At 69.8% G+C, this 25541-nt stretch carries 20 protein-coding genes, 1 pseudogene and 1 CRISPR repeat array; of the genes and pseudogenes, 13 read left to right on the forward strand and 8 right to left on the reverse strand.

All coding sequences use genetic code 11. From position 1 onward, the window contains the following. The first annotated feature begins 99 nt into the window (after nt 1-99). Nucleotides 100-3674: a CRISPR direct-repeat array (repeat unit 29 nt; unit sequence CGGAGCATCCCCGCGGGCGCGGGGTCGAC). A 188-nt stretch (nt 3675-3862) separates the two neighbouring features. Beyond that, a complete protein-coding gene (locus tag ACZ6Y1_RS35440) occupies nt 3863-4243 on the reverse strand; it encodes a toxin Doc (protein WP_469639880.1) in 381 nt (126 codons plus the stop codon). Between the two features lie 3 nt (nt 4244-4246). Beyond that, entirely contained in the window at nt 4247-4486 is a 240-nt protein-coding gene (locus tag ACZ6Y1_RS35445) for an antitoxin MazE7 (protein ID WP_469639883.1), read from the reverse strand. A 385-nt stretch (nt 4487-4871) separates the two neighbouring features. Between ACZ6Y1_RS35445 and ACZ6Y1_RS35450 the strand changes: the two genes are divergently transcribed. Beyond that, a complete protein-coding gene (locus tag ACZ6Y1_RS35450; RefSeq protein WP_469639885.1) occupies nt 4872-5894 on the forward strand; it encodes a phosphotransferase in 1023 nt (340 codons plus the stop codon). A 165-nt stretch (nt 5895-6059) separates the two neighbouring features. Then, nucleotides 6060-7288 (forward strand): annotated as a pseudogene (locus ACZ6Y1_RS35455) (IS701 family transposase). 349 nt (nt 7289-7637) lie between these two features. Here ACZ6Y1_RS35455 and ACZ6Y1_RS35460 read toward each other — a convergent pair. Genes ACZ6Y1_RS35460 through ACZ6Y1_RS35470 form a run of 3 tightly spaced genes read right to left on the reverse strand, consistent with a single transcriptional unit; the run spans nt 7638 to nt 11368 of the window. Continuing rightward, nucleotides 7638-8765, reverse strand: coding sequence for a glycosyltransferase family 4 protein (locus ACZ6Y1_RS35460; protein WP_469639887.1), 1128 nt, complete (start codon nt 8763-8765; stop codon nt 7638-7640). Further along, a complete protein-coding gene (locus tag ACZ6Y1_RS35465; protein ID WP_469639890.1) occupies nt 8747-10066 on the reverse strand; it encodes a hypothetical protein in 1320 nt (439 codons plus the stop codon). Before ACZ6Y1_RS35465 ends, ACZ6Y1_RS35460 begins: the two co-directional genes overlap by 19 nt. Nucleotides 10067-10111: 45 nt before the next feature. Further along, the gene (locus ACZ6Y1_RS35470) at nt 10112-11368 is read right to left on the reverse strand and encodes a nucleotide sugar dehydrogenase (RefSeq protein WP_469639892.1); all 1257 of its coding nucleotides are present in this window, start codon (nt 11366-11368) and stop codon (nt 10112-10114) included. 66 nt (nt 11369-11434) lie between these two features. Between ACZ6Y1_RS35470 and ACZ6Y1_RS35475 the strand changes: the two genes are divergently transcribed. Next, nucleotides 11435-12208: a glycosyltransferase family 2 protein gene (locus ACZ6Y1_RS35475; RefSeq protein ID WP_469639895.1), complete on the forward strand. Its 774-nt coding sequence runs from the start codon at nt 11435-11437 to the stop codon at nt 12206-12208. A gap of 94 nt (nt 12209-12302) precedes the next feature. Here ACZ6Y1_RS35475 and ACZ6Y1_RS35480 read toward each other — a convergent pair whose 3' ends face one another. Then, nucleotides 12303-13199, reverse strand: coding sequence for a TauD/TfdA family dioxygenase (locus tag ACZ6Y1_RS35480; RefSeq protein ID WP_469639897.1), 897 nt, complete (start codon nt 13197-13199; stop codon nt 12303-12305). 171 nt (nt 13200-13370) lie between these two features. Beyond that, nucleotides 13371-13802, reverse strand: a complete 432-nt coding sequence (locus ACZ6Y1_RS35485; RefSeq protein WP_469639899.1) for an ATP-binding protein — start codon at nt 13800-13802, stop codon at nt 13371-13373. 191 nt (nt 13803-13993) lie between these two features. Between ACZ6Y1_RS35485 and ACZ6Y1_RS35490 the strand changes: the two genes are divergently transcribed. The 3 genes from ACZ6Y1_RS35490 (at nt 13994) to ACZ6Y1_RS35500 (ending at nt 15690) form a co-directional block, all read left to right on the forward strand. After that, on the forward strand, nt 13994-14899 hold the full coding sequence (locus ACZ6Y1_RS35490) for a helix-turn-helix domain-containing protein (RefSeq protein WP_469639901.1): 906 nt from the start codon (nt 13994-13996) through the stop codon (nt 14897-14899). Then, entirely contained in the window at nt 14896-15117 is a 222-nt protein-coding gene (locus ACZ6Y1_RS35495; protein ID WP_469639903.1) for a DUF397 domain-containing protein, read from the forward strand. Before ACZ6Y1_RS35490 ends, ACZ6Y1_RS35495 begins: the two co-directional genes overlap by 4 nt. A 444-nt stretch (nt 15118-15561) precedes the next feature. Continuing rightward, the gene (locus ACZ6Y1_RS35500) at nt 15562-15690 is read left to right on the forward strand and encodes a hypothetical protein (protein WP_469639905.1); all 129 of its coding nucleotides are present in this window, start codon (nt 15562-15564) and stop codon (nt 15688-15690) included. A gap of 391 nt (nt 15691-16081) precedes the next feature. Here ACZ6Y1_RS35500 and ACZ6Y1_RS35505 read toward each other — a convergent pair whose 3' ends face one another. Further along, nucleotides 16082-16447, reverse strand: coding sequence for an iron chaperone (locus tag ACZ6Y1_RS35505; RefSeq protein ID WP_469639907.1), 366 nt, complete (start codon nt 16445-16447; stop codon nt 16082-16084). 506 nt (nt 16448-16953) lie between these two features. Between ACZ6Y1_RS35505 and ACZ6Y1_RS35510 the strand changes: the two genes are divergently transcribed. The 7 genes from ACZ6Y1_RS35510 to ACZ6Y1_RS35540 are packed head-to-tail and all read left to right on the forward strand — an operon-like array spanning nt 16954 to nt 25521. Further along, the gene (locus ACZ6Y1_RS35510; RefSeq protein ID WP_469639909.1) at nt 16954-17844 is read left to right on the forward strand and encodes a conjugal transfer protein; all 891 of its coding nucleotides are present in this window, start codon (nt 16954-16956) and stop codon (nt 17842-17844) included. After that, a complete protein-coding gene (locus tag ACZ6Y1_RS35515; RefSeq protein WP_469639911.1) occupies nt 17841-18176 on the forward strand; it encodes a hypothetical protein in 336 nt (111 codons plus the stop codon). Before ACZ6Y1_RS35510 ends, ACZ6Y1_RS35515 begins: the two co-directional genes overlap by 4 nt. Then, entirely contained in the window at nt 18173-18694 is a 522-nt protein-coding gene (locus ACZ6Y1_RS35520; protein ID WP_469639913.1) for a hypothetical protein, read from the forward strand. The genes ACZ6Y1_RS35515 and ACZ6Y1_RS35520 overlap by 4 nt, the downstream gene beginning before the upstream one ends. Continuing rightward, the gene (locus ACZ6Y1_RS35525; protein WP_469639989.1) at nt 18694-21279 is read left to right on the forward strand and encodes an ATP-binding protein; all 2586 of its coding nucleotides are present in this window, start codon (nt 18694-18696) and stop codon (nt 21277-21279) included. The genes ACZ6Y1_RS35520 and ACZ6Y1_RS35525 overlap by 1 nt, the downstream gene beginning before the upstream one ends. Further along, nucleotides 21276-21578 carry a hypothetical protein gene (locus tag ACZ6Y1_RS35530; protein WP_469639915.1) on the forward strand — a complete coding sequence of 101 codons (303 nt, stop codon included), beginning with the start codon at nt 21276-21278 and terminating at the stop codon, nt 21576-21578. The genes ACZ6Y1_RS35525 and ACZ6Y1_RS35530 overlap by 4 nt, the downstream gene beginning before the upstream one ends. Next, entirely contained in the window at nt 21572-24403 is a 2832-nt protein-coding gene (locus ACZ6Y1_RS35535) for a hypothetical protein (RefSeq protein ID WP_469639917.1), read from the forward strand. Before ACZ6Y1_RS35530 ends, ACZ6Y1_RS35535 begins: the two co-directional genes overlap by 7 nt. Beyond that, a complete protein-coding gene (locus tag ACZ6Y1_RS35540) occupies nt 24400-25521 on the forward strand; it encodes a C40 family peptidase (RefSeq protein ID WP_469639919.1) in 1122 nt (373 codons plus the stop codon). Before ACZ6Y1_RS35535 ends, ACZ6Y1_RS35540 begins: the two co-directional genes overlap by 4 nt. The last annotated feature ends 20 nt before the right edge of the window (nt 25522-25541 follow it).

Below are 25541 nucleotides of genomic sequence, written 5' to 3' on the forward strand. Positions count from 1 at the left end.
ATCCTCCCGGCCTGACTCAACGAGCCAGACCCTCGATGGGGGTCAACATTCATCCGCCGCCAACGGTCCACTTTTCACCCGTCACCGACAGTCTCGAACCGGAGCATCCCCGCGGGCGCGGGGTCGACGCCGGCCGCGGCCGTCAACTCGACTGCCGAGACGGAGCATCCCCGCGGGCGCGGGGTCGACCGACCGCCGGGCGGGGAGTTCGTCAGTTCAGCCCGGAGCATCCCCGCGGGCGCGGGGTCGACCCCTGACGGGACTCCTGACGGGCGGGTCACCTAGGAGCATCCCCGCGGGCGCGGGGTCGACTTTGTCGGCGAAGCGAAGGTTCGAACGGGCGCCGGAGCATCCCCGCGGGCGCGGGGTCGACTTACACAGCGCCGTGACGGACGACTCGCTGCACGGAGCATCCCCGCGGGCGCGGGGTCGACCGCCTTCGCGTGGTCGGCGATGGCGTCCTGGACGGAGCATCCCCGCGGGCGCGGGGTCGACGTCAGGACGAGCACGGTCTGGATCTGTGGGCTCGGAGCATCCCCGCGGGCGCGGGGTCGACCACGAACGAGGAGGGATGTGAATCAGTGGGGACGGAGCATCCCCGCGGGCGCGGGGTCGACCGTCGAGTCGGGTCTCGTGGTCGGCGATCTGCTGGAGCATCCCCGCGGGCGCGGGGTCGACGCATGGGGCACCTCGGGGAAGTCGCGACCGAACGGAGCATCCCCGCGGGCGCGGGGTCGACTCCCGGATCCGGAGGAAGCCCTCTTGAGCAGTCGGAGCATCCCCGCGGGCGCGGGGTCGACGCCGTACAGCGAGTTGCGCATGTGCGGTTCTCCGGAGCATCCCCGCGGGCGCGGGGTCGACCTTCTTCCCCTCACTCGCGGCGCCGTAGGCCACGGAGCATCCCCGCGGGCGCGGGGTCGACCGGTGGCGCCATGGCCCCGAACACCACCCTGCTGGAGCATCCCCGCGGGCGCGGGGTCGACCATTGGGGCCTGGCAGCCGACCGGGTCCTGGGCGGAGCATCCCCGCGGGCGCGGGGTCGACCCGTTCCCCGCGGGCGATGACCTGGGTAGCGCCGGAGCATCCCCGCGGGCGCGGGGTCGACAGGTAGTCGGTACGCAGAGCGTCGAACTCGGCCGGAGCATCCCCGCGGGCGCGGGGTCGACTCGCGCGAGGTCTTGTGGTGGGCGCGGGCCGCCGGAGCATCCCCGCGGGCGCGGGGTCGACTTCATCGCCATCATCTGGGACTGCCGCTGGAACGGAGCATCCCCGCGGGCGCGGGGTCGACAAAGCGGCCCGGAGCACCGGCTTGATCGTCACCGGAGCATCCCCGCGGGCGCGGGGTCGACGCGTTGCCCAGGTCGCCCGAAGGCGCCGCCGACGGAGCATCCCCGCGGGCGCGGGGTCGACCGCAAGGGGCTGGAAGCGGACGGGTGGAACGTCGGAGCATCCCCGCGGGCGCGGGGTCGACATCTTCACGCCGACCTCGACGATCCTGTCGTCCGGAGCATCCCCGCGGGCGCGGGGTCGACGAGGAGTTGTTGTTGAAGAGGGTCGCGAACTCCGGAGCATCCCCGCGGGCGCGGGGTCGACCGGGTGCGCACGTTCGCACAGACCGGGCGGGCGCTAGCGGAGCATCCCCGCGGGCGCGGGGTCGACCATCACGATCGGGCCTGTCCCCGGCCGGGGTGCGGAGCATCCCCGCGGGCGCGGGGTCGACGTCCAGCGTGATGCCGTACAGCCGCTTCAGGCTGGAGCATCCCCGCGGGCGCGGGGTCGACGACTCCTCCAGGAAGAGGGGCTCACCGCATCACGGAGCATCCCCGCGGGCGCGGGGTCGACACGGGTGCTCCCGCCCTGTACTTCCGCCTCGCCGGAGCATCCCCGCGGGCGCGGGGTCGACCTGGGCCTCTCCGGGGGCAAGAACCTGAACACCGGAGCATCCCCGCGGGCGCGGGGTCGACCAACCCGCCGACGGACCACCTGTCTCTGCTGTCGGAGCATCCCCGCGGGCGCGGGGTCGACGGGACGTGTGCCGCGCCATCTCAGCGACCGCCCGGAGCATCCCCGCGGGCGCGGGGTCGACATGGCTCGTAACCGTCATCGACCCGAAGCAGAAGGAGCATCCCCGCGGGCGCGGGGTCGACTTGAGGCCATCGAACCGAGCGACCATCTGGAACGGAGCATCCCCGCGGGCGCGGGGTCGACATAGCCGCTTAGGCGGCGGAGGCGACGAGCGTCGGAGCATCCCCGCGGGCGCGGGGTCGACTTTACGACGAAGGCTCCGTTGTCCTGGAGGCCCGGAGCATCCCCGCGGGCGCGGGGTCGACCTCCTCCTGGACGTGATCGAGGTCGGAGACGGCGGAGCATCCCCGCGGGCGCGGGGTCGACCCGAACTGGAGTCTGACCAGCCCCCGCCCCTGTGGAGCATCCCCGCGGGCGCGGGGTCGACTTCGACGCCGCCCGCGCGGCGGTCCGCTGGTTCGGAGCATCCCCGCGGGCGCGGGGTCGACGGCTCCGACAAGGCCGAGGACTCCTCCTTCACCGGAGCATCCCCGCGGGCGCGGGGTCGACCGGCGGTTGGCGTGCTGGGTGATACAGGCCAGGGGAGCATCCCCGCGGGCGCGGGGTCGACCAGCTCGGCTCGGCCATCTCCGACCAGCGGGCCGGAGCATCCCCGCGGGCGCGGGGTCGACTCGGCGATCCACTGGGCGGCCTCGGCGCGGCGCGGAGCATCCCCGCGGGCGCGGGGTCGACTGGTTCGCGCCCAGCTCGGACTGGCTGATCGTCGGAGCATCCCCGCGGGCGCGGGGTCGACAGCACCGGGCAGGGGAATGTCAACGAAGCTGATGGAGCATCCCCGCGGGCGCGGGGTCGACCGGCACGATGACGTTCGCCCAGTGTGAGCACCGGGAGCATCCCCGCGGGCGCGGGGTCGACTCGATCCCCATCACGCCCAGGTTCCCGTTCACGGGAGCATCCCCGCGGGCGCGGGGTCGACGCGCGGCTGCAGCTGGAACACTGGGCTCTGGTCGGAGCATCCCCGCGGGCGCGGGGTCGACTCGCCGCCAGCCTCGGAGTCACCGCAGCGACGTAGGAGCATCCCCGCGGGCGCGGGGTCGACCCGGTACTGCTTGCGGACCCCGTGGATACCGCGGGAGCATCCCCGCGGGCGCGGGGTCGACCGGCCGTTGGGTCGTGATGCATAGGTGTGGGGCGGAGCATCCCCGCGGGCGCGGGGTCGACTCGTGACGACTGCGGCTGTCGGCGACTGCGGCCGGAGCATCCCCGCGGGCGCGGGGTCGACCGTTGACGCGTATGGCCCATACGAGTCACGCCCGGAGCATCCCCGCGGGCGCGGGGTCGACACCTGAACCATGGTGACCGGGACTCCCTCGGGCGGAGCATCCCCGCGGGCGCGGGGTCGACCGGACGACGGCGGTAATGGTCTTCTGGCTCACCGGAGCATCCCCGCGGGCGCGGGGTCGACGAGATCAGCTGGGACGGCATCAGCGCCGACGTCGGAGCATCCCCGCGGGCGCGGGGTCGACCCGCCCGCGGCGGTCAGCTCGGCCAGCAGCTTCGGAGCATCCCCGCGGGCGCGGGGTCGACGAGAGTGCATGGATCGCCGCACAGCGCGAGCGACGGAGCATCCCCGCGGGCGCGGGGTCGACGCTTTCTGAGCTGGGCGTTCATCGGCCCGGGCGGCTGTTTTCGTTTAGTTGTTTTGCCGGCGGGACCAGCCCAGAGCTGGCTGCCTGTGCAGTAGCGTCTGACACCGCTCTTGAGCGCTGCGCGTGCCACATAGGTCGCTGGCGCCGGGCCGAAGCATGCGGGGATCGCCAAACGAGTACGCCTGCAATCAGAGCGTCGGCTCCATCGAGCGCAGCCGGTCGGCGACGTCGTGCACGTTCAGGCGCAGTGCGCGGATGTCGTTGATCAGGTCGCGCCACGGTTCGAAGGCGGTGTCGACGTCCTGCGCAGAGGCGCGAATGTAGGCCACGGCGATGCCGTAGCCGAAGTACTCGTTCCGGGCGGGTAGCGGCCGGGTGAGCACGATCTGCTCCAGCAGAGCTGCTGCCCGCCAGTACGCGTCGGGTTCCTCGGATCCCCAGGCGGGGGTGTTCACGCGGTGGCGGGCGACCGCGGCAACGAGCCCGGAGTAGTCCAGGACTCCGAGCTCTTTGCCGAGGAGTTCCTCCTGGCGGTCCAGGAGCCAGCGGATGTCGATGTGCAGTTCCAAGGGTCAGGCCGCCCGGTGTACGGACGAGGGCAGGCCGCCGAACTCGCGGTCGAACTGTTCCGCGATGCCCGGGTGACCGACGGCTTCGCGAAACGCGGCGGTCGCCCGTCCCAGGGCGAGCTGGTTTTCCTGCTCCACGGCCAGATCAGCCAGGTAGGCGCGCACACTCTTGCCGTGAGCTGCGGCCACGGCGGCGAATCGGTCCCGGGTCTGTGTGTCGATCTTCACGGTTGTGTCTGCCATGCCTTCGAGTATGCATCGATGCATACCTTCTTGAATCCCAATCGCGGACACCAGTCGTCGTCGGATCGAAAATCGACTCCCCGGACGCTCACACAGTGGCCTACATCAAGATCCATACGCCGACGTCCCTGCCCGGCAGACGATGGCCGGTGAGGTGACCGGACCAAGCCCCGATATCGCTGGTCAAGGACCGGTGAGCAGCACCGTCAAGTCACCACTGATCTCACCGAGAGCCGGTGAACAAGGCAGTGACTGCGGTGGGGAGGTTGTGGTGGTCGGGTCGGTGAGGTGGTCGAGGGTCTCCCTTCGAAGGCTCTCTGGGATCCGGTCGGAGGTAGGTGACGAATTCCGACGGAGGGGTTCGGCGTCGGCGTACGGTGCTGGGGTGACGGATCCGACTCGAGAAGACGATCTGCTGGCAGCCCTGCCGACGCTGTCCCGCACGTTCAGGCTGGGTGAAGTGCACGGCGTCGAGTTCCTCGCCCACGGTCTGATGAATCGGAACTGGCGGCTGGAGACGAGTGTCGGGACGTACGCGGTGAAGGAGATCACCGATGCCCCCTTGCACAGGGTTCGCAGGAACCTCACGGTCCTGGGTGACCTGGCCCGCGAAGACATCCCGGTTCCTGCGCCCCTGCCAGCCGTCGGTGGGGAGCTCGTGGCTGAGGTTGGAGGTCACGGCTACTGCGTCCTGCCCTGGGTGGACGGCGAGCACGTTCAGGGGACCGATCTCACCCTCGGCCAGGCCTGCGATCTCGGTGCTGTTCTGGCCCGTCTGCATGACGGCTTGCGTCGGCATGGCCCTGGTCCGATTCCGGAGCAGGCGCCTACGACAAAAGTCCGCGATGTGGCTGAGGCCGACAGGGCAGCCGTCGCCCTCTTGGGACGTCTTCCCGCCGATCCGGTGACCGATTTCGACAAGGCAGCCGCCGAGGCCTTGCACGATCGGCGCGGCCTCCTGGGGCGGCACGCCGATGCCCGGCCGCAGGGTGAGGTGCCGGCCGGACCCTACGGGTGGACGCACGGCGACTTCCAGTACCGCAACCTCCTACGGCAGCAAGGCCGGGTCGTGGCCGTCCTGGACTGGGACCGGCTCGGGGTCCGTCCGTACGGAGAGGAAGTCGCGCGGACCGCGCAGGTGCAGTTCGGGGTCGGTGGTGCCTTCGACCTCGACCGTGTCGCCGCGTTCTGCTCCGGGTACCGGTCCGTGATCGATCTGTCCGAGGGCGACCTCGCCGACGCGGTGAAGCGGCTGTGGTGGAAGCGGCTGACCGACTTCTGGCAGCTGGAGTTCTACCTCGACCGCCAAGACCCCACCTTCGGCGAGATGTTCCTGACGGACGAGGCACTGCTGAACTGGTGGACCGATCGCGCCGACGAGGTGCAGGCCGCCTGCGCAGCCCGTTAGCCGGCGCTAGTACTCCAGCAGCGTTTCTCCATTTTTGCTGGTCAAAGGCCCGGGAGTGGGGAGTGTAGTGCTGCGGAACCGGGTGCGGGACGGTCTTGCGCGGACCGTCCCACCAACGGGTGGCCGCGCCGCATGTAGTGACAGCGCTTCGGGCAGTGCGCCGATGTGAGCGAGCACGAATCAGGAAACACCTGGGACACCGAATTTGCTGATCTTGTCCTGCGGATCGGGGCCAGGTTCGCGCGGGTGGAACCCAGACGACGAGCACGTGATTAACTTCGCGGGCTGCCGGGCCAGGTCGGCCGCAAGAACAGCTGGCAGATCGCCGAACACGCAGGTCACGCGACACCGGACGGCCTCCAGCGATTGCTGTCCCGCTGCCACTGGGATCCAGACGAGATCCGCGACGACCTGCAGGCATACATCGCCGAACGCCTCGGGTCCGACGCCGGTGTGCTGATCATCGACGACACCGGATTCGTCAAGAAGGGCACCACCTCCGCCGGCGTCCAGCGCCAATATTCCGGCACCGCCGGCCGCACCGAGAACTGCCAGATCGGCGTATTCGCCGCCTACGCCACCCAGCGCGGCCACACTCTGGTCGACCGAGAGCTCTACCTGCCCAAGTCCTGGACCGAGGACCGGGATCGCTGCCGGTCCGCCCGGATCCCCGACGAGCGGGACTTTGCCACGAAAGGCGAACTGGCTCGGAACGTGATCACGCGGGCACTCGCCTCACCGTTGCCGATCGCCTGGGTCACAGCCGATTCCGCCTACGGACAGGACTCCCACTTCCGCCGCTTCCTCGAAGACGCCGACCTGTCCTAGTCGTGGCGGTGCCCAAATCCCAGCAGGTCCACGGCCCGCGCATCGACCACCTCATCAACCAGGCCCCGCTGGAGGCCTGGCAGCGGCTGTCCGCCGGCAGCGGGGCCAAGGGCGAGCGCTACTACGACTGGGCCGCAGCCCGCCTGCCCGCCGTCTGGGAGTTCGACGGCGACGAACCCACCCGGCAACGTTGGATGGTGGCCCGCCGCAGCATCGCCAGGCCCGACGAGATCGCCTACTACCTCGCCTGCACACCCTTGGACGCCACCCTCGCGGACTTGGTCCGCGTCGCGGGCTGCCGCTGGAAGATCGAGGAGTGCTTCCAGAGCGCGAAGAACGAGTGCGGCCTCGACCAGTACGAGGTTCGCCGCTACGTCGGCTGGTACCGGCACATCACGCTTGCCATGCTCGCCCACGCCTTCCTCGCCGTCATGGCCGCCCACGAGCGTGAAAAGGGGGTGGCCAGGACGACACGCCCGACCTCGTGGATCTCACACCAGCCGAGATTCGCCGTCTGCTGGCAGCTGGACCCGGCCACCGTCCTACCGACCGCAGCCATGCCATGAAGTGGTCACGATGGCCACGCCGCCACCAAGCACACGCACGCCACTGTCACTACATGCGGCGCGGCCACCCGTTGGTGGGACGGTCCGCGCAAGACCGTCCCACACCCGGTTCCGCAGCACTACACTCCCCACTCCCGGGCCTTTGACCAGCAAAAATAGAGAAACGCTGCTGGAGTACTAGGCGGCGTTCGGTCAGGGATAGGGATCTGTGCTGGCCTGGCGGCCCGTCGCGCGCGGTGCGCGACGGGCCCGAGACCACTGTTGTACTCGGCGGCACCATCAGGGCCTCCGCCCCCTGCCATTGCAGGAGGTGTGACCACTGGTAGATGGGGGCGGCGTCCTCGCTGCGCTATTGGCGACTCCGGCGATCCCTACTAACGCGGAGTGTAAGTTCGCGAAGCTGGCGACCGGTGGTCGCGATGTCATACAGGCGCGCGTTGCGTAGCGCCTTCTTGGCCAAGGCCTTGCGCTGGGGGAAGTCCCTGCCCATCTCATCCAGGGCGGTTGCGAGGGAGCGCGGATCGCCAGGGGTGAAGGGAATTCCACCGCCCCCGAGAACTGTCCTCACCCCGGGTAGGTCGGAGTAGACGGCTGGGAGCCCGTGGGCTTGGGCCTCGATGAGGACGAGCCCAAATGCCTCCAAGCCCGTGGTGGTAAAGACGAAGGCGTCAAAGTTCGGTAGGTGGCTCCAGAGTTCGGCGCGGGGCATGAAGGGCTCGAAGCGGATGCGGTCCCGCACCCCGAGTTCGGCAGCCCGTTGTTCCAGCTGCTCTCTGTGGCTTCCGTGGCCGATCACGGTCAGGTGGTGAGGTTGATGGGTGAGAGTGAGGGCTTCGACAGCTGTGATCGTGGACTTGTTCTCGTCCAGACGGCCAGCGTGCACAAGAGCCAGGCCTCCGCTGTCGGCGGGCGGCTGATCGCGTACCCGGGTATCGCGCAGAGGGATACCCCAGGGGATGACGGCGAGCCGGTCGGTGAAACGGCGGCCGGTGAGTCGGTCGATGCGGTCGGCGAGGGCGGCGGTCGGGGCGACGATCGCGGCGCTTGCGGTGGCGACTTCCTTCAGGGACTCGTGTTCCCGCTGGCTGAGCCCGGCTGCCATGACGTCGGGGCCGTGGGCGATGGCGATGATCGGGATGTTGCCGGCTGTCCGGGCGAAGGCCAGGGTCAAGGCGAATCCGACGTACTGGGCGTGGATCACGTCCGGCTGGATTTTCTCGATAAGGCCGCCCACCTCACGCGTCAGCTCGTCGAGGTAGCGGTCGAAGTCCGGGCCCTGGGGGCGCTTCGTCGTCGAGAGCGTGATCAGCTGGTCAAAGGATGTTGCCCACGGCTGATCGACCGGGGTCCTGCCGAGGAAGGTCGTGTGCAGTTCCGGCATCGCGCCGTAGAGGTCGTGGACGAGGATCATGCTTCCGGACGACGGCCCGGAGGCGCGGTTGATGCCGGTGAGGATGTTCAGGAGCTTGGTGGCCATGGAGCGACTCCATTCCGCTGACGGGGCGGCGCCCACCACGACGCGAGGTGTGGTGTGAAGTCGGCAAGGACGTCGTGGGTCGGATGCAGGTGGCCTTTCTCATCCTTTTCTGCCGCCCACGCCCTGACTGACGCCCGGGGGTATACGGGGTTGATTCCGATCTCCCCCTTGGGGAGGATCCCGTTGAAGGGGGTGGGGATTCCCTCACGGTTCCAGTAGTCCCACGCCTCCAGGGCCTTGGATTTCTCGAAGCAGTGGTAGAGGTGTCGGTAGCGGTCCATGTACCGGATCTCACGGAAGACCATCTGGCCGATCAGTCCGGGCGCGGCTTTCTGGAGCGTCCCGAGGTCGGAGCCTTGGAAGGTGACCGATGCCGCGTCCTGGGACGGGTGCAGCGCGGTGCGGGCGAGCAGGTGGGACAGCCGGCGCCGTACGTACTCGGCAGCCCCTGGGCAGAGGGTCGGGTCGATGCTTTCGATGAGTTGGACGAGCCGGTGGTGGCGCGGGTTGAAGCGGGCCAGGTCGAAGAGCTGACCCATGCTGTCCACGGCGGCGAAGGCGAGGCGTTTGTACAGTCGGTTGTTCAGCTCTCCCGCATGGGCGCAGTTCTTGGTCTCCGGGGTGGCGGAGTGGAGCATCAGGTATTCGGACAGGACCTCGAAGTAGAGGTAGCCGAGGAAGGGCACGGCCGTGACGGCGTCGGAGAGCTGGTCGATGAACGCCGGTGCGGGCGTGGTGTGGCCGACGGCGTTGCGCAGGGCGGTGTCGAGGAAGGCAGCTGAGGTGCGCAGCCCGGTGAGGACCGCGCGTTCGAGCTGGTCGTTCTCGGCAGGGGTGAGGAAGCTTTGGTAGCGCAGGTAGGTGCGCAGGTGGATGGTGCCGAGGTGCAGGTAGTCGATGCCCTTGGGCTGGATCGGGGCGTCCGGGGTGACCTCGAAGATCAGGGGCTTGGTGGAGGGCTTGGTCTCCATGAGGTAGGCGCCGAGATTGTGGGGGCGCAGCCCTTCACCGTGGCTGGTGAGGGGTGAGCAGTACAGGGCTCCGACCAGGCATCCGGTGGAGACGTGCAGCTGTCGGCTGGTGCGGATGGTATCGATGTTCTTGGTGGTGTGCAGAAGATAGAGCGGCTTTCCGCTGAGGAGTGCTTCGGTCATGGCGGAGTGGCGGATGAGCCAGCCGTTGGGGGTGGAGTGTTCCAGGTGGTGGCGCCAGTCGCCTTCGGATTCGGTCAGCGAGGCGGGTGTTTGGCGCTGCGCGGGCACGGTGTAGTCCGTGTGAGCGTGTTCCCATTCGTCGCGCAAGAGAGCTCCTGGGTGGTGGAGGGCCGGCGGCGGGGCGGGGAGGAGCTAGAGGGTTTCCACGTGTGGTCCGGTCAGGCGGTTTCGGCAGTCCAGGACGTAGGGCGCCTTCTCGCCGATCATCGGAAGGTCGAAGGTGGCGTGGTCCATAAGGAGCACCACGGCGTCGGCGGCCGCGATCTCCTCCTCGCTCGCGTCGACCAGGGGCACGTTGAGTTTGGTGTGGTCGCAGAGCGGGATATTGGGGTCGGCGCCGTGGACCTGGGCGCCGAGGTTGATCAGGAGCTCGGCGACGCGGCTGGATGGCGACTCGCGGAGGTCGGTAGCGTTGATCTTGTAGGTCAGGCCGAGGAGCAGGATCCGCGAGCCACTGACGGCCTTGCCGCGCTGGTCGAGCGCTGCCGCGACGCGGCGGACGACGTAGTCGGGCATGTCGCGGTTGACGTCGTGGGCGAGTTCCACGAACCGGAAGGGGACGCCGAGGTCTTGCCTGATCTTCCAGGAGAGGAACAGCGGGTCGACGGGCAGGCAGTGTCCGCCGACGCCCGGCCCTGGGGTGAATCGGGTGAAGCCGAAGGGCTTGGTCGCGGCGGCGTCGATCGCCTCCCAGATGTCCACGCCGAGACGGTTGGTCAGTGTCGCCAGTTCGTTGATCATGGAGATGTTGACGAGCCGGAAGGTGTTCTCGATCAGCTTGGCCAGCTCGGCGACCTTGGGCCCCGAAACGGGCACGGTGGTGTGGAAGATGCCGTCGTAGAAGTGCTTGATCACTTCGAGTGATTCGCTGTTGATGCCGGACACCAGCTTCGGGGTCGTCTCGAACGACCACCTCTTGTTGCCAGGGGCGATGCGCTCGGGGCTGAATCCGGCGAGGAAGTCCACCCCGCGCTTGAGGCCCGATGCTTCCTCCAGGAGCGGCAGCAGCAGTTCCTCGGTGGTGCCGGGGTAGGTCGTGGACTCCAGAACGACGGTCGCGCCCCGGCGCAGGTGCCTGCCCAGTGTCCGGGCGCAGGCCTCGATGAAGCTCAGGTCGGGTACGCCGTCGCGCAGCGGGGTGGGCACGGTGATCACGGCGATGTCGAAGCCGGCCAGGGCGGCCGCATCGGCGGTCGCGCAGTAGGCGTCGGCGTCCAGCACTGCACGGAGCCGCGGGGAGGGGACGTCCTCGATGTACGAGTCGCCGGCGGTGAGGCGCCGGACGCGGTCAGCGTCGGTGTCGTAGCCGACGACGCGGTGACCGGCCTCTGCGGCGCGTACGGCCAGGGGGAGCCCTACGTAGCCCTGACCAGCGACAACGATCTGCATGGCAGCTCCTACTCGGATGCGGTGCTTGAATGGGGGGTCATTCCTGGTCTGGCAAGGAGAAACGCTGTGCCCCTGGTGTCTGTCGTGATGCCCGTGTACAACTCGGCGGCGACCCTCGGTGCGGCCGTGCGATCGGTGCTCACCCAGACCCACAGCGACCTGGAGCTGCTGGTCACCGACGACCAGTCCTCCGACGGCTCCATGGACCTGCTTGCGGAGTTTGCCCGGCAGGACGAGCGCGTCCTGCCGGAGCGGGCACCTGAACAAGGCGGTGCCGGCCGGGCCCGGAACCGTGCGATCGAGCGGGCCCGCGGGGACTACATCGCCTTCCTCGACAGCGATGACATGTGGTTGCCGGAGAAGACCGAGAAGCAGCTCGCCTTCGCCGCGAAGGGCACCGCGCCTCTCACGTTCACCTCGTACTTCAAGATGGACGCCGACTACGCCGGCGAGAGCACCGACTGGGTCCCCAACGGGCGCGTGGTCCGTGCACGGGCGCACGTCGATTACCGCGCGATGCTGGTCCGCGACCACATCGGCGCTCTCACCGCCATGTACGACCGCAATGTCCTGGGCACGAGGCTGATGCCGCAGATGCGCAAGCGCCAGGACTACGCCCTGTGGCTGTCGATCATGCGGGACGGCACCGATGCCCGCGGTCTGGCCGAGCCGCTCGCGGTGTACAGGGCCCACCAGGCGGGGTCCCTGTCCTCCAACAAGCTCTCACTCGTCCAGTACAACTGGTCGCTGTACCGCGAGCACGAGCATCTATCGGTCCCGCGGGCGACGCGGGCCCTGGCCGGTGCCATGTGGCAGTCGGTGCGCAACTCCCGTATCTAGCCCGGTCGAGCCCCGCCTCCGTGGCCGCGCCGCGTGAGCGGCGGCTGGCTCCGAAAGGCGGGACTCCGGCGGCGTCCGCTGACCGAGCGGCCGTCTATGCGGCCGAGCCGGCGCCGGATACTGAGCGCAGGAACAGCTGGAGCAGCAGTCGGCGGTCCGTGGCCGGGACGTTCTCCTGGCCGTTCTGTAGAGCCTCGCGGCCATGCAGGAAGCGCCGCTGGTTCACGATGAGGTAGTCCCCGGTCTGGAGCATGAAGGAGACCTGCCCCCGCACGAGCTCCTCGGCCAGCGCGCGGGCGGCGTCGGCGTGCTCCTGGCCGAGTTCGGACCTCTCCAGCATCTTGGCGGTGAACCGGACGAAGCCCCCCGGATCGCCGTCCAGGACCGGAAACGGCTTGTACTCCTCGCCGACCCCGTGCAGGTCGAAGAACACCCCGTAGTGGTAGGCCGCCTCGGCCAGCAGGGCACGGTTGTCGTCCGACAGCCGGGCGACGGCCACGTGGGGGTCCGACAGGATGCTGGGGCCGCCGCCGAGCGGATCGGGGCGGACACACAGGAGTGTGGTGTAGTCCGGGGGCAGGGTCCCGTTCACCAGGTCCATGTGGAACGCGTTGTAGCCGATGCCGCTGGACTTGCCGGGGTCCTTGTCTACCTTGACCCCGATGTTCTTCCAGAGGGCCCACCGCGGGAACGGCGAAAAGGGGAGGGCCACCTCGGCCGCGAAGCCCGTCGCCAGCCGCAGGAACCGGTCGTCACCGGCCCCGAGCGCCTTGGCCAGGTTTCCCAGACGCAGTACGGCGTATCCGCCGCCCTCTGCCGCCAGTGCGCGGCGCAGCGTCGCGGCGGTCTTTGCGAACTGCGGCCTGGCGGTCAACTCGGTCCGGTACTCCTCCATGGTGGACGTTGCCAGGGCCGGCCCGTCGAGCTTCCACGTCGGGAGGGTGAGGTCAATCAGAGCGGCTTCGAGGTCGCTCGGGATGTCGATGAACATGAGGAGTTTCCTTCTCTTTCGTGGCGTTTCTGGGAGTCGCTGGGGCTGGGTGGCGGCCCGGAGTTCCTAGACGGGGCAGCTGCGGAGACTGCCCAGGGCTTCTCGGCGCGCGAGGGTCGTGCAGTCAGCCTGGTGTAGCTCACGGCCCCGTACGCGGAATTGGCCGCGGGGCTACGGGCAGGGGGAGGCGCATTGGACATCGGCCCAGATGCGCTTGCCCCAGTTGAGGGGTTCCTGGCCGGTGGTGTGGGCGAGGGCGGCGACGAGGGCGAGGCCGCGGCCTTGTTCGGCGTCGGGCTCGGCGGCGGGGGGCGTGGGGACGAACGTCTTCTTGGTGTCTGTGACGGCGACTCGTACGCAGCAGGCGTCCAGCCGTATGACCGTGATGCGGAAGCTGGCTACGTTCGCGTGCTGGACGGCGTTGGTGGCGAGTTCGGATGCGATCAAGGCGGCGTCGTCTGCCAGCGCTTCCAGGCGCCAGGTGGTGACGGCGAGGCGCACCAGGCGGCGGGCCTTGCCGACGGCTTCCGGCAGAGCCGGGAGGGTTTCCGTATAGGCGGGGAGCCCGGTGGCGTGAGTGGTGGGTCGCGCGTGAAGGGTCATGGTTTCGGCTTTCGGGCCGGTGACGGACATGACTGTGCGTAGCGGATCGATGCTCTTTCAGTGAGCATCACCGGCTGAGCGGTAGCCTGCTCCTATCCGCACCAGTTGCGCAACAAAGAGCACGCATTCGCTGAAACTTGGCATATGCGCGGGGTGTTGGGCGCGCTCCCGGCTGTGGGATGCTGCGTCGCATGACGCAGAAACGCGCAACAGAGGCGCAACCTCGCGCCTCGCGGAGGAAGCCGCCTGCGCTTTCGGTGAAGGCGCGGCGGGCGGCGGCGATGGTGACCGCGTGGCGGGAAGCCGCAGGACTGACACTCAGGGAGGCTGCCGAGGGCGCCGCGATCGACTTCACCCGCCTGTCCCGGCTGGAGAAGGCGAAGTACCACATGGGGGAGGGCGACGTCCTCCGGCTGGCATCCGCGTACAAGATCACGGATCCTGTGGCGGTGCGGGCGGTGGCCGCCGCGGCGGAGACGCCGCCGGGATCGAGCTGGACGGCTCCCTACGCCCGGCATCTGTCGCAGTCCTTCGTTGACTTCATCGAGCTTGAGGGCGACGCCGTGCGGCTCCGGCTGATGCATCCGGTGGTCGTTCCCGGCCTGCTCCAGACCCCCGGCTATGCGCGGGAACTGATCGGCCGGTCTCAAGAGCAGCTCGCGGAGCGGGCCGAGACACTGGTCGCAGTCCGGCTGGGCCGGCAGGAGGTGCTCTCCCGTGCCGGCAAGGATGTGGAGCTCCACGCCCTGGTCCACGAGGCAGCGCTCCATGCGCACCTCGGTGACGGCGGGACGGTGATGTCCGACCAAGTGCGTCACCTGCTGGATCTGGGGAGCCGACCGGGAATCACGGTTCAGGTTGTGCCGCTCTCAACGCACCCGGCTTATGGGTCAAACGGCGGGCTGACGCTGTTGGAGTTCGCGCACCCCTGGGCACCGATCGCATCCGTGGACTCGGCGACGGGCGGGAAGCACACCGATGACCCGCGCGAGGTCGAGCTCCAGGCCGCCGGGTTCGACTTCACCGCGTCCGCCGCTCTTCCCGTGGACCAGTCCCGGGAACTTCTGGAAACCCATCTCGAAAGGCTCAAAGCATGACGCTCAACCCCTCCCAGCTCGCCGCCCTGCACTTCTTCAAGTCGTCATACTCGGGCAACGATCAAAGCCAGTGCGTGGAGGTAGCCACGCTCGCGCCCCTTGGCTTGGACGGCGTGGCTGTGCAAGACACGAAGATGGAGGGCGGACCGGCGATCGTGGTCTCCCCGGCCGCCTTCAAGGTGTTTGTCGGTCACACGGCATCGACCTGCGCGAGGTAGGAGCAACACCTCGGCCGGTGCAGTCCGCCCCAGCCGGGCAGAATGGAGAGCCGGCCACGTAGCGGCCGGGGAACGTGGGATGGGGCACCGCTCGGTGCCCCACCGAATGGTTCAAGTGCCTGGCTGCGCGCGGCGCGAGTATCCGCTGTTCCGTGCGGGCGACGATGCGCACCTGCACCAGGCAGGACTTACGATCGGCGCTGTCGCGGCGAGCCATGTCCTTCCTGCGCACCCACCAGCAAGCCGTCGCCTCCACGCGTCTGTTGGGCTGGTGTTGTCTTGCATCCGCTGCAGCAGGGGCCGCAGCAGATGTGCGCTTGGGTCAGCTCCGGGCTCGCCTCGAGCTGGCGGGGACACTGCCGCGGGCCCTGATCCGTCAGGCTGGCCACAAGCACCACCTGCTCCGGCGTACGGTGTGGCCCTGGAAGACGCGAGGGGGCGGCGATGGCGGAGACACACGGGCCGGACTGGACAAGGGGCCCGATGGCGGTCGGCCTGCTGCTGTTCATCGGCGGCTGGTTCATAGCCTGGCCGCTCGGCGTGGTGGGGTTCCTGACGCTGAACCAGAACTAGAAGGTCCTGCATCTCGTCCTCGTCCGGCACGTAGTCCTATCGGTCGTCGGCGAGGACGGAGTCCCTGTGCCAGTTGCGGGCCTCGTTGTGTTCGGCGAGCGGCACTTCGGCCTCGGCCAAGTCAGCATTTGGCCCGGTGCGCAAACTATGGAGGTGACTTTGAGACCGTTGATCAGAGCGAAGCCGGCGACGATAGCGCGCGCCTTCACCATCTCGTTCACGGCCCGGCCGGTGAGGTACAGGCCGCGCACCGTCGTGGTCGCGTGCTCTGTACACGGGCTTGGTCGGCTGGTAGATTAGCTCGCCGCTCGTCTGACAGCTTTCTGCAAGCCGTTCCCGGCTCGTTCCACGTTGCTACTCGTCTCGGACGGCACCACGGCGCCTGCTGGTGTCAGCAGAGCCTGCCGGGCGGGGCTGCAGTGGCCTTGAGGAGGTCCCGCAGCAGGCCGAAGTCGATGCTCTCAGGCTTGCGGAACCGCAGGCAGCCCTTGCCCATGTTGTGTCCGGCCAGCCGTTCCTCGAACGCCTCACGGACGTCGCTGCGCATGAGGTAGAAGGAGATGTACTGCTTCTGGCTGGCAAACGCGATCTCGCAGGCGCCGCCCCGCTCGTACGCGGGCATTCCGTACGCCATGACCTCGTGGAAGCCCAGCAGCTCCTCTCGGCACAGCTGCCGCACCTTGGCCAGTGCAGTCCTGCGTTCCTCAGGAATCTCATTCAGGTAGCCGTCGACGTCGCTTGCCTCGCTCTGCACCATTCCGTGAGGTTATGCCGGATTCAAGGTCTCTATCAACATTCCTACAAGGCCTGTGGCACACGACTCCGGTTCCGGTGAGGCGGCCCTGGTGCTCCCTGTGAGCTCACCGGAGGCCGGTATGCAGGGCGTGTCATTTACCGGTGAGGTCACCAAGCGTCGGCGAGCAGGGCGGTGACCAGCGGTGGGGAGGTAGTGGTGAGTCACCGGTGACTGACCACGTCGGGTGTTGTCCACCCGTGATGCCAGCAGCGTGGTTGTGGTGATCGGGACGGTGAGGACGTCGCCGTTTTGTGGGGCAGAGCAATCAGCCCCTCACGGAAAGCGTCGCCATGACTGCCTCTTCTCCTCCACGCCCAGGCCATGCAGCCAGGACCGCCCTGCCGCCGGTGTCCCGGTCTCTGCGGACGCACCAACCGGAGACTGTCCCGGCCGGACAGCCGGTCTCCCGTGGTCCGCATTTTGCACGGATCGGTGTCTGGGCCGCACTTGCGGCCGGCCCCCTCGCCTTGGCCGCCATCTTCACCGTGCCGCGGACCACGGTTGCCCAGGCCGCCCCAACGCCCCGCGCGACCGAAACAGTCCGGCCGCCTGCTGACCCACGCGGCGTTTCCGAGCTGTTCGTCGACCTGTGGCTGCGTGCTGACACCGCTACGCCCGACAGCCCTGCCAGCGTCGCTCTGCGTTCACTTGCTCCTGGAGTGGACCTCCCGAGGCAACCGCGCAGCAGTGACGCGGCGCCGGTCCGGGTGGTGGCCGTCCGCATGTCCGATGGTGCGGGCGGTGCGTGGACGGTGATGGTGGCGGTCCTCCGCGGCCAGAAGGAACAGGCCTCCCCCACGCCGGGCGGACCGGGTGTGTCGCCGGTGCGGTACTTCGCGGTGTCGGGGACCCGTGGTCCGGGCGGCGGTGGGGTGGCGGTGGTGGGGGCGCCGGCTGAGGTGGCCGCGCCGGACGCGCCGGCGCCGGCCGTCGAGGGTGTCACGCATCGTGTCCCGGCCGACTCGGCGCTGGGTACGACGTTGGGCGAGTTCGTCCGTACCTACCTGGGCGGCGGACAGGGTGCGGGCCTGGACCGGTACCTGTCGCCGGGTCTGAGGGTGGCGGTGCCGAAGTCGGCACCGTACACGCGGGTGGAAGTCGACGATGTTGCCGCGGACACCGAAAAGGCTGCGGGGGCCGTGGTGCCTGGGGACGGTACGGCGGCGCGGGTCCGGATCCGGGTGAGCGGTCAGGATGCGCAGGGTGGCCGCTGGCCGCTGCTCTACCGGGCGGAGGTGACCGCGCGAGCCGGGCGGTGGGAGATCAGCGAACTGGAGGCCGGGGTCACCGGACCGTCCACCGCCACTCCGTCGCCTACCCCGGCGACGGCCGCGGCCACGCTGGGCGGTGCCCGATGAACACCACTTCCTCGGCGCTGCTGGCGGGACAGCTGGACCAGCTGGGCGACGGGCTGCTGACCACCCTGAGCGGCTGGGCCGACAGCGGGCTCAAGGTTGCCCTCGCCGTGATCGTCCTGGCGGCTATCGCCCGCTCGTTCTCCTTCAAGGCCGCCCTCGGTGCGCTGCTCGCGATGGTGATCGCCCTCGGCATCTACAACGGCCGGAACTCCCTCTCGGAGAAGGTCACCGACGAGATCAAGAACCCCGCCACCGGCGCCGGCATCCACACCGTCGTCATCGTCCCCGGCCACAAGACCGATGCCGGCCCGACGCCAGGTGGCTCCTCGTGAGCGCCGCGACCCCGCGTGCCGCCCGCGCCTACACCGGCGCCCGCAGGCATCCGTGGGTGCTGGGCAAGCTCGGGGACTGGGTGGTGCCGTTCGGCCCCTACACCCCTGCGCAGCTGGTGGTACTGGGTGGCGGCGCGTTCGCACTGATCAAGACCTACGACTGGTGGTCGTGGGCAGGGCCGGTGCCGGTCGTGATGTGGCTGAGTGCGGTGTGGGGGGTGCGCGGTGCTCAGATCGCCGGCCAGAACCCGTTCACCGCGGCGGCGGGGATGGTCGTGCTGTTGCTGCGGCACCCGGCCGGTCGGATCGCCGGCCGGGTCGCCCGGGACCGGCGCCCGTCGTCCCTCGTCGGCCGGTTCGTCATCCAGCAGGCCGTCCTGCCTGCGGGCGTGGTGACGGCACCTTCGGCGACGGCGACAGCTGACGAGCAGGTGCTGCCCGGGCGGGGTGTTGTGGCGGGGTCGGGGCTGTCGCGCCTGCTGGACCAGGCGAACGTGCCCGCGGGGAGGGCTGCGTGATGCGGGTTCCGTTCCGGCACATCGCCGGTCATCTGCTGTGGTCGACGTCTGGCACCGTGTGGGCGGTGTGGCGGGTCGACCCGCTGCCCGGGGGCTACCAGCCCGCCCGGGTTCGCGACGAACTCCTTGGGCGCGTCGCCTCGTTCGTCCGGTCCATGCCCTCGATGGAGCCGAGGATCTTCGCACTGGCCGCGCGCACGGATCCGGGTGAGGTCGCCGAGCGGATGGTCGAGGGACTCGCGTGGGAGCGGTTGCCCGCGTGGGCGGAGACCTGCGCTGCCACGGTGGACCTGCTGACCGGGCAGGAGATGCACGAGCGGACCCTGTGGCTGGCCGTGCCCTTGCCGGGCAGGGCCGGCGCCACGGCCGCTTCGCTCGGGGCCGCCCACGCGGAACTCACCGCCGTCCTGGGTATTCCTCCGGTGGCGGTGCCCGAGGCCGATGTGCGGGTGGCGCAGGAGGACGCCGAGCGGCTGCAGGCCTCGCTCGGCGGCGGGCTCGGGCCGCGGCCGGCGTCCCCGGCGGAAATCGTGTGGCTGGTCCAGCACGCCCTGCACCGCGGGCTGGAGGAGCCCCTGGCGTCCGACGCCGAGCACAGCTCCCTGTACGGCAGCCGCATCCAGGGCGGGCAGCTGCGCTCCCCCTCCTACACCGACCTGGGCCAGGTCCGCCTCTCGGAAGGAGGCCAGCCTCGACAGGAGAAGACTGACGGCGCGAAGGGACGGTGGGCCGGTCCGGGCGGATGGTGGCGCAGCGCGGCGACCGCCTCGCCGGTCGGCCGTAAGTGGCTGCAGGTCGAGACCGAGGCGGGGACGGGCTATCAGGCGCACCTGGTGCTGGCGGAGCTCCCGCCGGCGGTGTCGGTGGCACACGCGGACGTCCTAGCTCAGCTCGAAGGCATGCCCTTCCCCGTCGACATCACCGTGGACCTGCGGGTGGTGCCCGCGAAGAAGGCCCGCGCGCAGGTCCAGCGCAAGAAGCGCGAGCTCCTCGACCAGGCGGGCCAGTACGGTGCGCAGCCGACCGGGACGCCGCACTCCCTGTCGGACGCCGCAGGCGACCTGGCCGAGCAGGACGCGCGGATGGCGCGGACGTCGGTGGAGGTCGAGGTCCAGTCCGTGACCGTCCTGACCGTGTGGGCGCCCGATCCGGTGACCTGCGATGCGCGGGCGCGGGAGCTGTCGGCGGCGTTGTCGGGGGCGGACTACCGGGCGGTGCGCCCGGTGGGCATGCAGGAGGAGCTGTTCGCCCTCGGCCTTCCGGGTTCCCTACGGGCGGCGAAGCTGACCCAGTTCACGCAGCACCAGCTGTCGGAGGACTGGGCCGCGGCCGGCGCGCTGACCGCGTCGAGGGTCGGCGACCCGGCGGGGATGATGATCGGCCACGACCTGGACAGCGGCACCATCCGACCCGTCCTCCTGAACCCGGCCAATGCCCCGCAGGTCAACGCATCCGCGTCCAGCGCCGTGATCGGGGACCTGGGCAGCGGCAAGAGCGTGCTGCAGAAGCTGGTCGCCGACGCGGTCGTGGACCAAGGTGGGCGGGCCATCGTCATCGACCGGACCCCGATCCGGGAATGGGCCCACTTCGCCGAGGCGTCGATGGGTGAGCGGTGCCAGATCATCGACGCCGCCGAGGCGCGGATCTCCATCGACCCGCTGCGGGTGTTCGGCGGGCCGGTCGGTGCCCACTACGCCCTGTCCTACCTGACCCTGCAGCTGGGGGTCGGGGCGATGACGGCCGCCGGCGCGGTCCTGCACCACGCCGTCGAGGAAGTCTCCGGTGGACCCGAGCCGTCCATGAGCAAGGTGTTGGGCGTCCTGACCGCCCTGGCCACCAGCGGAAGCGGCACCAGTCGCTCGGATGCCGCGGCGACCATGGCCGACCTGCTCCGCATCGTGGCCACCAATCCGTTGGCCGCGATGGTGTTCGACCCGCACCTACCGCCGCTGACCCTGGAGGGGCACCTGGGGGCCGACATGGTGGTGGTCACCACCGCCGGCCTCACGCTGCCACCCAGGGAGGCATTCGCCGACGTCGAGATCCTGCGCCAGCAGCCCCTCGAAGCCCTGATCGGGCGTGCCGTGCTGTATCTGGTGGCGGCGATCGCAAGGCAGGCAGCGTTCACCGAACCATCCCGCTTCTGCCTGGTCGAGATGGACGAGTGCTACTGGCTCACCTCCTCCGCCGAAGGGGCCGCCCTCGTGCACGAGATCCTCCACGACGGCCGCAAGCACGGCGCCGGCGTCTTCCTCGGCGCCCACGACGAGGAGGAACTCGGCAAGGACGCCGGGCTCATCGCCTACAAATTCCTGGCCCGCACCACCGACAGTGCCCGCGCCGCCCGAGGCCTGCGCTTCCTCGGCCTGGACGGCGAGGACGAGGACCTGCTCCGGCTCGTGACCACCGGCCTGTCCCCCGTCGGGCAGGCTGGCCGTGAGGGCGAAATGCTCCTGCGCGATCCGCGCATGCAGATCGGCCGGATCAAGGTCGTCGTCCCGCCGGTCGCCCGCCTCAAGAAAGCGATCTTCACGACACCCGGCCGCGCGGATGCCCCGGCGGCCCACGGGGGGACCCCACGATGACCACACGCCTTCGACTGCTCTACGGCACCGCCCTCGCCCTGGTCCTGCTCACCTGCACCCTCGCCGCCTGGGCCAACCCCCAGCCAACGGCCGGCGCCTGCGACCGGGTCACCGGCCCGGCCCACGGCTACTGCACCGGCGGTCCGGCGGAACCGGCCGTCGCTACTGTGGCCACCCCCGCCGTGGCCAGCGTGGTCCCTGCCGTCCTGGGTGGCAGCGGTGGGTTGCTGCTGTTCTCGACCGCGGCGATCGCCGGGGCCGTGGGGCTGATCCTGACCGCCGAGCGGCGGACATGGTGAAGCGGTTCCAGGTCGATCGGGGCACCCTGCGCTCGGCAGGCTTCGTAGCGCTGGTCACCGTGGTGTTTCTGGTGACCAACACCTCGGTCGCGGCGGCCGCCGACGGGTCCGGCGCGAGCGGAGGGCTGCTGGGCGCACTGGACATCCGCACCAGTGAGGGTCTACCGCTCAGCGGCTACCAGCTGGAAGCCAGCACCGCCCCGCCCACCATCGGCCAACAAATCGAGAACGTCATCAGCGGCGGACTCTCGTTCGACGTCATGGCAGAAGTCCAGCGACTCGTCCTCAGCGGCCTGTTCACCCTGGTGCGGCTACTGGTCGGCCTGTGCTGCTGGCTGATCGGCTTCATCTTCAAATTCCCGCTCCTGCGACTGCTCACCGATCCCGCGCAGAACCTCGCCGACGCCTACCAGCGCCAGGTCGTGAACGCCCTCGGTCTGCCCGCACTTTTGCTGGCATGGGCTTTCGTCTTCGGCCTCATCACCTTCGCCCGCGGCAAAGTCGGACAGGGACTCGGTGAGATCGCCCTGACCCTGGTCATCGCGGCCCTCGCGGCCACCGCGTTCGTGAGGCCCGACTACCTGCTGGGCAAAGACGGACCACTGGACCAGACCCACCAGGCCGCCATAGAGGTCGCCTCCATCACCACCGCCTCCTACTTCGACACCCCCGGCCGCGGTGGCCGCCCCTGCGACACCGCGGTCGGCCCTGCCCACGACGCGTGCGTGAAAGAGCAGGCCGACGCCAAAACGGTCACCACCCCCATCCAGAACGCCCTGACCGACGCCCTCGTCGTCAAGCCCTACATGCTCCTGCAGTACGGACGCGTGCTCGACCCCAAGAAGAAGGACGAGGCGAACGCATACAAGGCCCACCGCAAGTGGGTGCGATCCAACGCCGCCATGGACACGCCGGCAAAAGGGCCGAAGGAAAACGATCCGTGCGGTCTGCTCGACGGTCCGTCGAAGGAGTACTGCCAATCCCAGAACAACGGCACGGACACCTCCAAGAACGAGGACTGCAGCCTGCTCGTCGGCTCGGCCAAGGAATATTGCAAGGCGCAGGCCGCCGCTAGGGACACCTCCAAGTGCGACGGCATGTTCGGCCCTTTGAAGGAAGACTGCGAAGCCCGGCAGAAGAAGCCGGACTACTGCGCGCTCATGGACCCGCTGAGCGAGAAGCGGTGCCGCGAGCACAGCACTGAGATCGGCTTCACAGTACTACTCAAGGACCTCCAAGGCGCCGGGGCCGTTGGCAAAGCGGCCGCCACCTACGCCGAGAGGCCCTCCTGGGACCGAGTGTGGTCGGTGGTGGCCCTCCTGGTCGCGGTGCTCGTCGTCACACTGATGATCGTGTCGATGGCGGTCGTGATGCTCGGCGCCCAGGGCGCCGACGCGGCGACCGCCGCAGCCGGCCCCATCGCATGGGTGTGGGCCATGCTGCCCGGCCCCTCCCGAATGCTGCTGTGGCGGTGGCTGGGCGTGTTCGTCGTCTCCGCCCTGACCTCGTTCATGGCAGCGATGGCACTGCCCCTCTTCGGGATCGCCGTGGACGCCCTCCTCGCCGACGCCGACCCCGGTCAGATGATGGAACGGCTCCTGCTGGTCGACGCCCTCGCCATCGGATTCCTGATCATGCACCGGCGAATCCTGGCCGGAGCCGCCGGGTTCGGCGGGCGCATGGCCACCCGCATGCGCTTCGCGAAGATCGGCGGCACCCACCTGCGCGGCGACTCCTCCGAGTTCGGCGCCTCCCTCGCCATGCACGGCCCCACCGCCCGCGCGGGGATGGGCGGACTGGGCGGCGGGTTCTCCGCGGTTCACGGGGCGTTCGGGGGCCGGCTGCGGTCCCTGGGCAGCCTCACCGCGCTCACCGACGGCGCCGGGATGCCGTTCTCACCCGGCCGGCTCCTCGGCGACGCGACCGCCGAGGGACGACGCGGAATCGCGCCGCTCGCCATCGCCCTACGTGCTGCCCACACCGCTCTGATCGGCCCCAAACCCGCCAGCCACCCCGCGGCCGCCCAACTGCACGCCCACGCGGCCAACGGCGGCCGAAGCCTCAACGGCGCGGGCAGCGACGAAATGGTGGTGGACAAGTGGACCGGCGAAATCCTCCACGACCCCGCCACCGACCGGCCGCTGCTGGGCTCCCGTATCCACGCCGGCGCCTCCCGGCTGCGCGGCTACCGCATCGCGGCCCGCACCGCCCGCACAGCCTACGGAACCACCCTGGGCCTGCCCCGCAATCTGCACCGCGCCCGCGCCACCGGATCGCAATACGCCCAGGACGCCCTCCAGCAACTCAGAGTCAGCGCCAACCACCTCAGCGAGGACGGCCACGCGTGGGCGCAGGCCGGCCGCTACCCCGGCCAGCGCCTGGCCACCGCATGGCAGGTCCACGGCCCTACAGGGGCGGCCGGTAACACCGGCCCCACTCCACCGCCCGCGACCGCGCAGCTCGCCACCGCACCCTCAGGCGTCACCCGTCAGCCTGGCCCGAGCAGCACGGTCAGCCGCCAGAGCTTGTCCACGCCACCCGCCACACGAACCACAACCACCCCACAACCCCGTGTTCGGGCACCTCGGAGTGGGAACGCAGCATCCGCACGCCCCAGCCCACAGCCCCAAGGCCCCGCCCAGGCCCCGTCCCTGACACAGACCCCGCCACAGACCCCGTCCTCGGCACCGTCTCCTGCCCAGGGTCCGATCTGGCCGCCGGCACGGCAGGAGCAGGCCGAGGCGCGGGCGAACCGCGACCGGCTGCTGTCCGTCATCAACGCCCGCCGTGCCGCCGCCCGCCAGAACCCCGGCGGTGAGCAGTGAAGCCGTGGAAGAAGCTGGGCTGCCTCGGGGTGCTGCTCTTCGTGGCTGCGGTGGCCTGCACCGGTCCCGTGCTGGTGTCGGCTGCGGCCCGCAGCCGCGCCGGCGGATCCGTGGGCGGTGGTGTCGATGCGGCGGCGGCCGGGATCCCCGCGCGGATGCTCACCGCCTACCTCACCGGCGCCGCCCAGATCAGCGCACACGCGCCCAGGTGCAGGGGGATGCGGTGGCAGGTCCTCGCCGGGATCGCACGGGTGGAGTCCGACCACGCCGCGGGCCGTCAGGTCTCCGCGGGCGGGGACATCACCCCGCCGATCACCGGCCCCCGGCTGGACGGTTCCGGAGCGGGCGGCAACACCACCGCCATCCGCGACACCGACGGCGGCCGGTGGGACGGTGACAGCGAGTACGAGCATGCGGTCGGGCCGTTCCAGTTCCTGCCCGAGACGTTCCGCACGTACGGGAAGGACGGCAACAGGGACGGCGATGTGTCCCCGCACAACGCGGTCGACGCCGCCGCCTCCGCCGCCGTCTACCTCTGCGGCAACGGCCGCGACCTCACCGACCGCGAACAACTGCGCGCCGCGATCCACACCTACAACCAGTCCTGGGCATACGTCGACGACGTCCTGTCGGGCATCGACCGCTACGACGCCCTCGCCACCACCCCGAACGTCCCCTCCGGCAATGCGGGCACCGTCATCCAGGCCGCCCTCGCCCAACAAGGACTTCCCTATTCGTGGGGCGGCGGCGACGCAGGCGGCCCCTCCACCGGGAAATGCTGCTCCCCCAGCGGGCAGGACGGCCGAACCGTGACCGGCTTCGACTGCTCCGGGCTCACCCTCTACGCCTACGCCAAAGCCGGCATCCACCTCCCGCGTACGGCTGCCGAGCAGGCGGGGGCCGGGCGGCGTATCCCGGCCTCTGCTGGGGTGGGCGCGCTGGTCCCCGGCGACCTGGTGTTCTTCGGCTACAACCCCACCTCGGACTCCAGCATCCACCACGTCGGGATCTACCTCGGCGACGGAAAGATGATCAACGCCCCCCGGCCGGGCAAGTCCGTGCGCATCGATCCCGTCACCGCACTGCCCGACTACGCGGGAGGGACACGCCTCCTATGAGCAGCAGCCACAACGGGCGA

The sequence above is a fragment of the Streptomyces sp. NPDC053432 genome (assembly GCF_055585365.1).